General features: G+C 70.1%; 8 protein-coding genes. 5 read left to right on the top strand and 3 right to left on the bottom strand.

Features of this window, described 5'->3' with window-relative positions; translation table 11 throughout:
* Nucleotides 1-143 precede the first annotated feature (143 nt).
* Complete coding sequence (locus KV097_RS17520) at nt 144-2,423, bottom strand: transglycosylase domain-containing protein (RefSeq protein ID WP_220366624.1); 2,280 nt, start codon at nt 2,421-2,423, stop codon at nt 144-146.
* Between the two features lie 229 nt (nt 2,424-2,652).
* On the opposite strand from KV097_RS17520, the gene KV097_RS17515 reads away from it, so the two are divergent.
* Nucleotides 2,653-3,261 carry a PadR family transcriptional regulator gene (locus KV097_RS17515; protein WP_220342739.1) on the top strand — a complete coding sequence of 203 codons (609 nt, stop codon included), beginning with the start codon at nt 2,653-2,655 and terminating at the stop codon, nt 3,259-3,261.
* A 42-nt stretch (nt 3,262-3,303) separates the two neighbouring features.
* A complete protein-coding gene (locus KV097_RS17510) occupies nt 3,304-4,395 on the top strand; it encodes an inositol-3-phosphate synthase (protein WP_220342740.1) in 1,092 nt (363 codons plus the stop codon).
* Between the two features lie 128 nt (nt 4,396-4,523).
* Here the strand turns inward: KV097_RS17510 and KV097_RS17505 are convergent, their stop codons facing one another.
* On the bottom strand, nt 4,524-5,180 hold the full coding sequence (locus KV097_RS17505; RefSeq protein ID WP_220366623.1) for a D-alanyl-D-alanine carboxypeptidase family protein: 657 nt from the start codon (nt 5,178-5,180) through the stop codon (nt 4,524-4,526).
* 362 nt (nt 5,181-5,542) lie between these two features.
* Between KV097_RS17505 and KV097_RS17500 the strand changes: the two genes are divergently transcribed.
* Nucleotides 5,543-6,184: a putative glycolipid-binding domain-containing protein gene (locus KV097_RS17500; RefSeq protein ID WP_220366622.1), complete on the top strand. Its 642-nt coding sequence runs from the start codon at nt 5,543-5,545 to the stop codon at nt 6,182-6,184.
* Here the strand turns inward: KV097_RS17500 and KV097_RS17495 are convergent.
* Complete coding sequence (locus tag KV097_RS17495) at nt 6,181-7,632, bottom strand: CCA tRNA nucleotidyltransferase (protein WP_220345681.1); 1,452 nt, start codon at nt 7,630-7,632, stop codon at nt 6,181-6,183. The two genes, KV097_RS17500 and KV097_RS17495, sit on opposite strands and share 4 nt — an antisense overlap.
* Before the next feature lie 61 nt (nt 7,633-7,693).
* Between KV097_RS17495 and KV097_RS17490 the strand changes: the two genes are divergently transcribed.
* Both KV097_RS17490 and murJ read left to right on the top strand, forming a co-directional pair.
* Complete coding sequence (locus KV097_RS17490; protein WP_220366621.1) at nt 7,694-9,904, top strand: DUF6049 family protein; 2,211 nt, start codon at nt 7,694-7,696, stop codon at nt 9,902-9,904.
* Nucleotides 9,901-11,688, top strand: coding sequence for a murein biosynthesis integral membrane protein MurJ (gene murJ / locus KV097_RS17485; protein ID WP_220366620.1), 1,788 nt, complete (start codon nt 9,901-9,903; stop codon nt 11,686-11,688). The genes KV097_RS17490 and murJ overlap by 4 nt, the downstream gene beginning before the upstream one ends.
* The last annotated feature ends 27 nt before the right edge of the window (nt 11,689-11,715 follow it).

The following is an 11,715-nucleotide window of genomic DNA, read 5'->3' as shown; positions in this document are numbered from 1 at the left end:
CCAGCGCTCACCGTCCGCGACCGCGCAGGGCGTCTTGGTGACGAGGCCGAGCGTCCCGACGAGGACGGCGGTCGCCAGCAGGATCCGGAGCGGGGTCCACCAGCGGTTCGGTCGGACCCGCCCCCCCGCCGGCTCCGCCATGGTCAGTCGCCGAATCCGCCGCCACCGGGACCGCCACCGCCACCGGGACCGCCGGTCTCCTCAGGGGGCTCCGTCGGCATGGTCGGCATGGTCGGCATGGTGGGCTCGGTGGGCATGGTGGGCTCGGTGGGGAGCGTCGGCTCGGGCTCCGTCGGGCGCGGCGGGCGGTTCGGACGCGGCGGGCGGGTCGGCCGCTCGGGGCGCGGCTTCTCCGTCTCCGGCGTCGCCGTGGGCTGCGGGACGTACGTCTTGCCCTTGGTCGACTTGATGTTGGCCGGCTCGGGGAACTCGCCGCACTCGTCGCCGTCGAGCACCTTGTCCATGAAGCTGGCGAAGGTCTTGGCGGGGTACTGGCCGCCGTAGAACGTCGGCATGTAGCCGTTGAGGGCCTCGTTGCCGTTCTTGCCGCGGACGTACATCACCGCGGTGGCGAGCTTGGGTGTGTAGCCGACGAACCACGAGCTGGAGACGTGGGCGTCGCCGACCTCTTTGCCCTTCTCGGTCTTCTGGAACGTCGCTGTGCCGGTCTTGCCGGCGGTCGGGCACATGGTGCGGCCGTTCGTGCCGCTGCCCTCGCCCACGACCTCCTGGAGCGCCTTCGTCACGTCGGCGGAGACCGCCGCGGAGAAGGCCCGCTTCGGGGCGACCTGGTGTCGGACGACGTCCTCGCCGCTGCGGTCGGTCACGCGCTCGATGACGTACCAGTCGTTCTGCTTGCCGTTGTTGGCGAAGGTGGCGTAGGCGGCGGCCATCTCGACGTTGGGAACGGGCGCGTATCCGAGCGAGACGACCGCCACGCTGGGGTCGTACCGCTTCGCGGCGGTGTCGGAGATGCCGGCCTTGCGCGCCGCGTCGATCGTCTTCTGGCCTCCGTCGTCCATCACGTCGTAGGTGAGGTCGACGAAGGCGGTGTTGACCGAGTCCTTGGTCGCGGCCTCGAGGGAGACAGGCCCGAAGGACTTGCCGCCCGAGTCACCCTGGTTCTCGATCTCGGCGCCGTTCTCGAGGCGCAGCGGCGACGAGCCGTTGAGCTGCGTCTTGAGGCTGTAGCCGTCGCTGAGCGCTGCCGCCACCGCGAACGGCTTGAACGACGATCCCGGCTGCGACCCGAGCATCGCCCAGTTGAGCTGGCTCTTGAGGTAGTTGGAGCCGCCGTACATCGCGCGCAGCGCACCGGTCGCGGGATCGACGGAGGACAGCGCGACGTTGAGCTGCTTGAGGCCGTCCGGCTTCATCTCCTTGACCGTCTCGACGGCCGCCTTCTGCGCCTTGTAGTCGAACGTCGTGACGACCTTGAGACCACCGCCGGTGATCTGGGCGTCGCTGAGGCCCTCCTGCTTGAGCTGCTGCTCGGTGAGCCGCAGGAGGAAGCCCTTGGTGCCGCCGAAGCGGTTCGACTCCGCCTTCTTCTTCACCTTGGGGAGCTTGGCGGAGTACGACGCGAACTCGTCGGAGGTGATCGCCCCGGTCTTCTCCATCCCGCCGAGCACGTAGGTGTAGCGCGACATCAGACGATCGCGGTCGTCCTCGTCGTAGGGGTCGAAGGCGCTCGGGTTGTTGATGACCGAGGAGAGGAGGGCGGCCTGGGGTGCGGTCAGCTTTGCTGCCTTGTGGCCGAAGTAGGTCTGCGACGCCGCCTCGACGCCGTACGCGCCGTTGCCGAAGTAGATCGTGTTGAGGTAGCCCTCGAGGATCTCCTCCTTCGACATCTGGTTGTGCACCTTGATCGAGAGGAACGCCTCCTTGACCTTGCGGGCCATGGTGCGTTCCTGCGTCAGGTAGAGGACCTTGACGTACTGCTGGGTGATCGTCGATCCGCCGGAGGTCGTCTCCGACGTCGCGTTGTTACGCAGTGCGCGCGCGATGCCCTTGAAGTCGAGACCCTGGTTGGAGTAGAAGCTGCGGTCCTCGGCGGCGATGACGGCCGACTTGATCGTCTCCGGCATGTCCTCGAAGTCGATCGAGGTCCGGTTCTGGGTCTGGAAGTCGCCGATCTTGTGCTTGCCGTCGGAGTAGTAGACCTTCGTGGTCTGCGTGAGGAACTCCGCGTTGGCGCTCGGGATCGCCACCGACCGATAGGCGAAGTAGAGACCCGCGATCGCCAGGACGAACAAGATCACGCCGGTGATCAGCGCCCACTTCACGATGCGGCGCCACAGCGGCTTCGTCGGCTTGTCGCCCTCACCAGCCGGGTCGGCGCGACGGGCGCGGGAACCACTCGAAGAGGGCTCGGCCCTCCGCGAGCGTGGGGTCACGGGTCGGCCGTGCGACTGGTCCGCCACGCGTCGTACTCCTCAAGTGTTGCTTCCGGGGGAGGGACCTGCCCTGAGTGCAGGCAAGGCCGTCAGGACCACGTACGAGACGCGACCCACCGGCCAAGTGTGCCCAATGGGTGGGTCGATCCAAAACCCCACCGCCGTCCCAGCGCAGGTTGACATCAGTTCGATGTATCGGCACGATATATCTCGTCGTCGCCTCACTGCCTCGACGTGAGCGTGGAGAGGAGTTGTCGTGGCCAGGCGCGGAGCTGCACTCGAGTTCGCCGTTCTGGGGCTGCTCCACGACACGCCGATGCACGGTTACGAGCTCCGCAAGGAGCTCAATGCCCTTCTGGGGTGGTCGAGGGTGCTGTCGTACGGCACGCTCTACCCCTGCCTCAAGGCACTCGGCAAGAAGGGCTACATCGTCGCCGACGAGCCTGCCGACACGGCAGCGAACCGGGGACGACGGGGCAAGATCGTCTATCGCCTCACCGCTGAGGGCAAGGAGCACTTCGCCGACCTGCTGGCGGCGCCGGGCCCCTCGTCATGGGAGGACGAGACCTTCGGCATCCACTTCGCTTTCTTCGCGCGCACGGACTCCCGGACCCGTGTGCGCATCCTCGAGGGACGACGGAGTCGTCTCGAGGAGCGGCTCGAACGCGTCCGGACCGCGGCACAGAAGCGCCGCGAGCGCCTCGACGCCTACACGCTCGAGCTGCAGCGTCACGGGCTGGAGTCGGTCGAGCGCGAGGTGCGCTGGCTGACGGGACTGATCGACGCGGAGCGGTCCGGCAGGCCGCCGGGCGACGAGCCGGAGGGCCCGACCAACACCACCATCCCGCCCCACCACGGCGGATAGGACGAGAGACGGGGTCGCGAGACCCCGAGGAGGAGGAACCCCATGGGTTCGGTACGCGTAGCGATCGTGGGCGTCGGCAACTGCGCCACGTCGCTCATCCAGGGCGTGGAGTACTACAAGGACGCGGACCCCGAGGGGGCCGTCCCCGGTCTCATGCACGTCCAGTTCGGTGACTACCACGTCAAGGACGTCGAGTTCGTCGCCGCCTTCGACGTCGATGCCAAGAAGGTCGGGTTCGATCTCGCCGAGGCCACGCAGGCCAGCGAGAACAACACGATCAAGATCTGCGACGTGCCGCCCCTGGGCGTGACCGTGCAGCGTGGCCCGACGCTCGACGGCCTCGGCAAGTACTACCTCGAGACCATCGACCAGTCCGACGCCGATCCCGTCGACGTCGTGCAGGTCCTCAAGGACACCGGCGCCGACGTCCTGGTGTCCTACCTGCCGGTGGGCTCGGAGCAGGCGGACAAGTTCTACGCGCAGTGCGCGATCGACGCGGGCGTGGCGTTCGTCAACGCGCTGCCCGTGTTCATCGCCTCCGACCCCGAGTGGGCCAAGAAGTTCGAGGACGCCGGCGTCCCGATCATCGGCGACGACATCAAGAGCCAGGTCGGCGCCACCATCACCCACCGCGTGATGGCCAAGCTGTTCGAGGACCGCGGGGTCACGCTGGACCGGACGTACCAGCTGAACGTCGGCGGCAACATGGACTTCAAGAACATGCTCGAGCGCGATCGCCTGGAGTCCAAGAAGGTCTCCAAGACCCAGGCCGTCACCTCGAACCTCACCGGCCCGCTGGCCGGCAAGGTCGACGACAAGAACGTCCACATCGGCCCGTCGGACTACGTCCAGTGGCTCGACGACCGCAAGTGGGCCTACGTCCGCCTCGAGGGTCGTGCGTTCGGCGACGTGCCCCTCAGCCTCGAGTACAAGCTCGAGGTCTGGGACTCGCCCAACTCCGCCGGCATCATCATCGACGCGATCCGTGCCGCCAAGATCGCCAAGGACCGTGGCATCGGTGGCGCGCTGATCTCGGCGTCGTCCTACCTGATGAAGTCGCCGCCGGTCCAGCGCCCCGATGACCTGGGACGCAAGATGCTCGAAGCCTTCATCGCCGGAGACGAAGAGCGCTAGCGAGCGCAGCGGTCGGCCGAGGTACGAGGCCGCCCGCGCAGGACACCACCTCCCACGAACGGCGCGGTCCCCCTGGTCGGGGCCGCGCCGTTCGGCGTCTCCCCCCGATGTCGGCGCTCACCGGCAGGTCAGGAGACCCGGTCACCCGAGGCCACGTACTCCCAGTGCCACGGCTCCGGCCGTGATCCCCCTGGCCGGGCCCACGACGGCAGGGCCCAGCCGTACGACGGCGCGTTCGCGTTCATCCAGCTCCACGCGCTCGTGCCCGCCGCACCGTCTCCGGCCGTGCAGAGGTCGAGGGCCAGCCCCAGGCCGTGGTTGCTGGTGCCAGGAGGCGCGACCATGCCGGGATTGCCCGCGTGCATCGTGGCCTGCTGCGCATAGCTGCGGTAGCCGTTGTTGACGCAGGGATAGCGGCCGAACGCCTTCGTGAAGTCCTCCTGGAGCCTCGCCCACGCCTCCGCGGCGTCTGCCCGAAGCTGGACGCCCGAGCCGGGCACCGCGCACAGCGCGGACGCCGGGAGGCGGCCGTTCGGTCCGGACGGCTGGGCACCGCCGGAGGCGCAGTCGGCGATGATCGTCAACCGCTCGGCCACGGCGCGCCCCGCGGCGCTCAGGTCACCGGTGGCACGCAACCGGTCCTCCTCGTGCGACGACCGGCGCGCGTCCTCGGCCCGGACGGCGCTCAGGTGGGCCGCGGCCGCTGCGGCGTCTGCACGCTGCTGCTGCACGTGGTCGACCACGGGGATCGCGGCGGCGACGGCCGCGACCAGGACGAGGATCACCGCAACCGTCCGGTACGGCGGTCGTCGAGACCGCCTGGGTCGATCGGCACGGCGGCCGCCGGCAGGCGTCGTGGTGCGGCGTCGATCGGTGCGAGGTCGCTCGGTACGGCGCGAATCGGTACGGCGATCGCTCGGGGCGGTGCTCGATGCCGCAGTCGGCGACACGGGTGACGGCTCCGCCGCCGTGGGCGGAGCAGAGTGCCGTCCGCCCACCGGTGATCCCCTCGTCCCTCCCCGCGCACGTCACCCTAGCGACGCGACATCCCCGAAGGCCACGGATTGACACCTTTCTGCCTTGCCGCTTTCTGCCTCGCCGCGCGAGGTGCTTGCCCAGACGGCGAGGCAGCGAGAGGGTCGGTCGGATGACGAGACCGACGACCCGCTTCGTGACCTGGACCGGCGCCGAGGACGATCCCGCCCGCCTGGAGTCGGCGACCCTGTCGCTCGCCGACAGCCGGCTGACGGCACGGGGCACCTCTCGGGCCTCCTCGTACGCCGTGGCCTGGTCGCTCACCACGGGCGACGCCTGGGTGACGCGGCGCCTCGACCTGTCGGTCCACGGTGACGGGTGGTCGAGGACGCTCGCCCTCGTCCGCGACGATGCCGGATGGACCGGGACGGGGGCGGCGCACGGGTCCGGAGGCCCGCAGAGCCCACCTGGGCTGGCCGACCCCGACTCGGTCGCCGAGGCGCTCGACTGCGACATCGCGCTCTGCCCCGTGACGAACACGATGCCGGTCCTGCGCCACGGGCTCGTCTCGAACGGTCCGGGGCCGGAGATCCCCCACGTCATGGCATGGGTGGACGTGCCGTCGCTGACCGTGATCAGGAGCGATCAGATCTATCGCGCACTCACGCCGTACGACGCCGACGGGCACGCCGTCGTGCGCTACGCCAGCGCGAGCCGCGACTTCGTCGGCGACCTCACTGTGGACGTCGACGGCATCGTGGTCGACTACCCGGAGCTGGCGTACCGGGCAAGCGTGACGTCGGCCGTCCGTTAGGCGCCGTCGCGCCCCGCCCACCAGGCGAGCAGCGCCTCGCGGGCGTCGTCCTCGCTCAGCGGCCCGCGGTCGAGGCGCAGGTCGAGCAGGAAGCGGTACGCGTCGCCCACCACACGGCCCGGTCCCACGCCGAGGATCTCCATGATCTGGTTTCCGTCGAGGTCCGGGCGGATCTTGTCCAGCTCCTCGGCCTGGGCGAGCTGGTCGATCCGGTCCTCGAGGTCGCCATAGGTCCGCTGGAGCCGCTCGGCCTTGCGGCGGTTGCGGGTCGTCGAGTCGGCACGGGTCAGGATGTGGAGCCGCGCGAGCTGGTCGCCGGCGTCGCGGACGTAGCGACGGACGGCCGAGTCGGTCCACTCGCCGGTGCCGTAGCCGTGGAAGCGCAGGTGCAGCTCGACGAGCAGGGCGACGTCGTCCACGATCTCGTTCGAGAAGCGCAGTGCGCGCAGCCGCTTGCGCGCGAGCTTGGCACCGACGACGTCGTGGTGGTGGAACGTCACGGTGCCGTCCTCGAGGAAGCGGCGCGTACGGGGCTTGCCGACGTCGTGCAGCAGCGCCGCAAGCCGGGTCACGAGGTCCGGTCCACCGCCGGGGAGCCGCACCTCCAGCGCGATCGCCTGCTCCAGGACGGTCAGCGAGTGGTCGTACACGTCCTTGTGACGGTGGTGCTCGTCGCGCTCCAGCCTCAGCGCGGGCAGCTCCGGGAGCACGTAGGCGGCGATGCCGGTGTCGACCAGCAGCGTCAGACCGGGACGGGGGTGCTCACCGAGCAGCAGCTTGCTGAGCTCGTCGCGGACGCGCTCCGCGGAGACGATCGTGATGCGCTCGGCCATCACCGTCATCGCCTCGACGACCTCGTCGACGGGCGTGAACCCGAGCTGCGAGACGAACCGTGCGGCCCGCATCATCCGCAACGGGTCGTCGTCGAAGGACTGGGTCGCCGCGACGGGCGTCCGGAGCAGCTGCGCCTCGAGATCGGCGAGCCCTCCGAACGGGTCGACGAAGGTGCGGGTGCCGAGCAGGTACGCCATCGCGTTGACGGTGAAGTCGCGCCGGGAGAGGTCGCCCTCGAGCGAGTCGCCGTAGTCGACCTGCGGCTTGCGTGAGGCAGGGTCGTACTTCTCGCTGCGGTAGGTGGTGATCTCCACGTGAACGTCGCCCTTGCGCGCCGCGAGGGTGCCGTACTCGCGGCCGACGTCCCACGTGGTGTCCGCCCATCCCTCAAGCAGGGCCTCGACGTCGTCGGGTCGCGCCGAGGTCGTCAGGTCCCAGTCCTGCGAGGGCCGCCCCAGGACCGCGTCGCGCACGGGACCGCCCACGAGAGCGAGGGTGTGACCCGCGTCGGCGAAGCGTCGGGCGAGCTCTCCGACGGCCGGAGTGGTCTCGAGGAGATCGGTCACGGCGGCGGCGGGATCGCGCAGCGCAGGGGAAGAAGAGGCGGTGGCCATGACCCACCACTCTACGTGGGCGACGCAGGCGCCGTGACCGCTCGCTCTAGCATTGGCCCCGATGACACGCGTCGATGACTGCTCCTCCCGACCCGCGCGCCGACGTACCGCGTGGGCGGCGGTCGCGACCGTGCTTGCTGCCCTGCTCGTGGGCCTCCTCCCCGCCGTCGCTGCCGCGCCGGCCCAGGCGGCGGACTCCGACCGGCTCTCGGTCACCATCGACGCACTCTCGCCGACCGCGCTGGGTCCCGGCGGGACGCTGACGCTCAGCGGTCGCATCACCAACCCGTCCTCGGGATCGTGGAACCGTCTGCGCGTGCACCTCGTGATGCCGCCCGTCCCGCTCACCGACCAGACCGCCGTTGACAACGCGCTCGCCTCGCCCACACCGCTGGTCACGGGCACGCGGTTGACGTCCCCGTCGGCCGTCGTGTCGGCCGGCGACCTGGCCCCCGGCGACACGACGACCTTCCGGCTCCAGGTCCCTGCCTCCGAGCTCCCGCTCACCACCGCAGGCGTCTTTCCCGTCGGCGTGCACGTGCTGGCGACCGGTGAGGACGCCGAGCGTTCGGGCGACGCTGTGGGACGTGCCTACACCGTCGTGCCGTACGTCGGTGAGGAGCGCACGGCTCCCACACAGGTCTCGGTCGTGTGGCCGTTCGTCGCGCCCGTGCAGCGTGACGAACGCAGCCGCTACGTCGACACGTCCGCGCTCGTGGACGCCGTCTCCCCCGGTGGTCGCCTCCGGCGGCTCCTGGACCTTGCGCGGTCCGAAGACTCCTCCCCGAGCACGGTCCTGATCGATCCCGCGCTCCTCGACGCCCTGCGCGACATCGCCAACGACTCCTATGGACCGGTCCGGCCCAACGGGCCCGGCGGCGCCGCGCCGTACGCCGCCGGTGACGTCCCCGCCGAAGCCACCAGCGCGGCGCAGCGGGCGCGCCTCTTCCTCGACGAGCTCGTCGCGTACGCCGGGCGGCACTCCGTCTGGGCGGTGCCCTACGGTCGTCCGGACGTGTTCGCGATCACCCGTCGTGCCGCCGGCGACCCCGGTACGACGGTCGTGCAGGCCGCTCGGCGCGCGACCGAGGCGACGCTCGCCCAGTTCGGCCTGACCGCGCGCATCGTCACGTGGCCGCCCAGCGGGATCACCAACGGCAACCGGATCAACGGGTCACGCCGGCTCGGTTCCACCGCGTCGCTGGTCTCGCCCGAGGTGCTCTCCGGGTGGTCGCCCGCCGACAGCACCGCACTGAGCGCGACCATCGGCGGCGAACAGATGAGCCTCGTCGTGCTCGACCCGACGCTGGCGCAGGACGAGGGCTCGACCAGCTCCACCCTGGGCCTGCGCCAGCGCGTGGCCGCGCGGGCAGCCCTGGGGTCCCTCGGATTCGGGTCGCGGCACGTGGTCGTCGTACCCGGCGTCTCCTTCGACCCCGGGAGCGAGTGGTCTCGGGCGCAGTTCCACGACCTCTTCGAGCCCCGATGGGTCCGGCCCGTCGGCGCCGACGCCCAGGTCGGGGCGGACTCGCAGGCATGGAGAGGGCGCGTACGCCTTCCCCCCAAGGCCAACCAACGTGCCATCTCGCAGGATCAGGTCCAGGCCGCCGCGCGGATCGTCACCAACGGGCGCGTCGTGAGCCAGCTTCTCGGCGACGACGAGCGGCGCAACATCTTCTACGACCAGAGCGCGGCGCTCGCCGCCTCCCAGGACTGGCGGTCGGCACGCACACGAGGCCTGCAGCACGCCGAGTCGCAGGCCGAGGCGGTCGAGAGGATCCTCGAACGCGTGAGCGTCTCCGCGTCGTCGTTCGTCACGCTCTCGGGATCGTCGGGGCGGTTCCCGATCACCATCACCAACCAGTTGGGATCGCCGGTGACGGTCGGAGCGAGATTCACCTCCGACGACAGTGCCGCGCGCATCGACGACATCCTCCCGCAGGAGGTCGGGGCAGGGCAGAGCGTCACGATGACGGTCACCGCCGACGTCGGCCAGGCGACCACCACGACCTTCGGCGTGTCGCTCGTGACCACCGACGGATCGACCGTCGGGGACGAGGTGCGTTTCACCGTCCGTTCGAGCGTGGTGGGTCGTGTCATCTGGGTCTTCCTCGGCCTTGCGACGCTCCTGGTCGTCCTCGCGGTCGTTCGTCGCGTGGTGACGGGCCGCAAGGTCGAGACGCTCGACGACGAGCCAGGTGACGGGACTCCTGAGACTCCGTCCGAGACCGCCACCGTCCCGACACGCCCGGCGCGGGAGCCGGACGCATGAGCAAGCACCGCCGCGCCCGTCGCGAGAAGCGCCGCGTCACCCCCGTCGCCCTTGTCACCGCTCGCGAGGCCCCCCTCGCCGCCGAGGCGGTCGAGGCGACCGAGGAGGTCGACGAGACGAGCGACGCCGTCGCGGAGGCCGTACGCCGTACGTCGACCGGTCTGCTGTCGGCCAGCGTCCTGATGGCCGCGGGCACACTCGTCTCCCGGCTGTCGGGATTCGTCCGGTCTGCGCTGATCTTCGCCGCGATCGGCGCGAGCCTGAACGCCGACATCTTCACCGGCGCCAACACGATCCCCAACGCGCTCTACGTCCTGCTCGCGGGGGGCGTGTTCAACGTCGTCCTGGTCCCGCAGCTGGTGCGGGCGATGAAGAACGACAGCGATGGCGGCGAGGCGTACGCCCAGCGGATCATCACGCTCGGCCTGCTCGTCCTCGGCATCTCGACCGTCGTGCTCGTCATCGCGGCGCCTCTGCTCGTGAGGGTCGTCTTCGACAGCCGCCTGTTCGACCCCGGCAACGAGGACGCGCTGTCGTCGGCGTACGCGTTGATGCGCTACTGCCTCCCGCAGATCTTCTTCTACGGCGCCTTCGTCCTCGTCGGCCAGATCCTCAACTCCCGGGGCCGCTTCGGGCCGATGATGTGGGCGCCGATCGTCAACAACCTGATCTCCTGCGCCATCCTCGTCACCTACATCGTGCTGTACGGCGAGAGCAACGGCTCGGGCGGTTTCACCGGACCGCAGGAGCTGCTGCTCGGCGTCGGCTCGACGATCGGGATCGCGGCCCAGGCCCTCGTGCTGCTCCCCTACCTGCGAGCCGCCGGCTTCCACTACCGTCCGCGGTTCGACTTCCGTGGGGTCGGGCTGGGCCACACGCTCAAGCTCGGCGCGTGGACGCTCGGCTTCATCCTGGTCAACCAGGTGATGTTCGTGGTCATCACCCGCATCGGCACCAGCGCCGGCCTCCTCGCGATCACCGACGGCAACCCTGATCCCGCGGGGACGACGGTCTACGCGAGCGCCTTCCTCATCACCCAGGTCCCGCACGGGGTGATCACCGTCTCGCTCGTCACCGCGACCATGCCGCTCATCTCACGGCTCGCCGCCGAGGGCGACCTGCGCCAGGTGAGGAACGAGGTCCAGAACAACATCCGATCGGTGCTGGCACTCCTCGCGCCGATCGCCGTCGCCGTCTTCGCGCTCTCCGGACCGCTCGGCACCGTCGTCGGCTCCTGGGGCTCGATGGAGGGCAACACCGAGACGATCAGCACCACGATCGCCGCGTTCGCCCCGGCGATCATCTTCTTCTCGCTGCACTACATGAGCCTTCGCGGCTTCTACGCGCTCGAGGACACCCGCACGCCGTTCTTCATCCAGATCGTGCTGGCGACGGTCAACATCGGGCTCGCGGTCACGCTCGCGTCCCAGGTGGAGCCCAGCGCGATCGCGCCCACGCTCGCGGTGGCGTACGGGGGGGCGTACCTGGTGGGTTCACTGCTGTCCATCACCGTCTTGTCGACGCGCATCGGGCCCGTCCTCGACGTACCCTCGCTCGTCTACCTCCTGCGGCTCGTGGCCGCCTGCGTCGTGACGATGGCGGTCATGCTGATGCTGTCCGCCTTCCTCCTGGAGCCGCTCGGCCTGGACAGCGTGGGCAAGATCGACGCGCTCCTGGCGCTGGTCGGCGTCGGCGGGATCGGGGCCGGCGTCTATCTCGCGCTGGCGTGGCTGCTGCGAATCCGTGAGGTCACGGCGGTCGTCCGAACGGTTCTGCGCCGCTGACGGACGACCGGCTGCTCCCCGGATAAC

The organism is Mumia sp. zg.B17, from assembly GCF_019550915.1.
Taxonomy (GTDB): Bacteria; Actinomycetota; Actinomycetes; order Propionibacteriales; family Nocardioidaceae; genus Mumia.
The sequence above is the reverse complement of the archived record's forward strand: the minus strand, read 5'-3'. Positions and strand labels throughout refer to the sequence as shown.

Coding starts and splice junctions, on each gene's coding strand:
- KV097_RS17510 (WP_220342740.1), top strand. CDS start 3,304: ATGGGTTCGGTACGCGTAGCGATCGTGGGCGTCGGCAACTGCGCCACG.
- KV097_RS17500 (WP_220366622.1), top strand. CDS start 5,543: ATGACGAGACCGACGACCCGCTTCGTGACCTGGACCGGCGCCGAGGAC.
- KV097_RS17495 (WP_220345681.1), bottom strand. CDS start 7,632: ATGGCCACCGCCTCTTCTTCCCCTGCGCTGCGCGATCCCGCCGCCGCC.
- KV097_RS17490 (WP_220366621.1), top strand. CDS start 7,694: ATGACACGCGTCGATGACTGCTCCTCCCGACCCGCGCGCCGACGTACC.
- murJ (WP_220366620.1), top strand. CDS start 9,901: ATGAGCAAGCACCGCCGCGCCCGTCGCGAGAAGCGCCGCGTCACCCCC.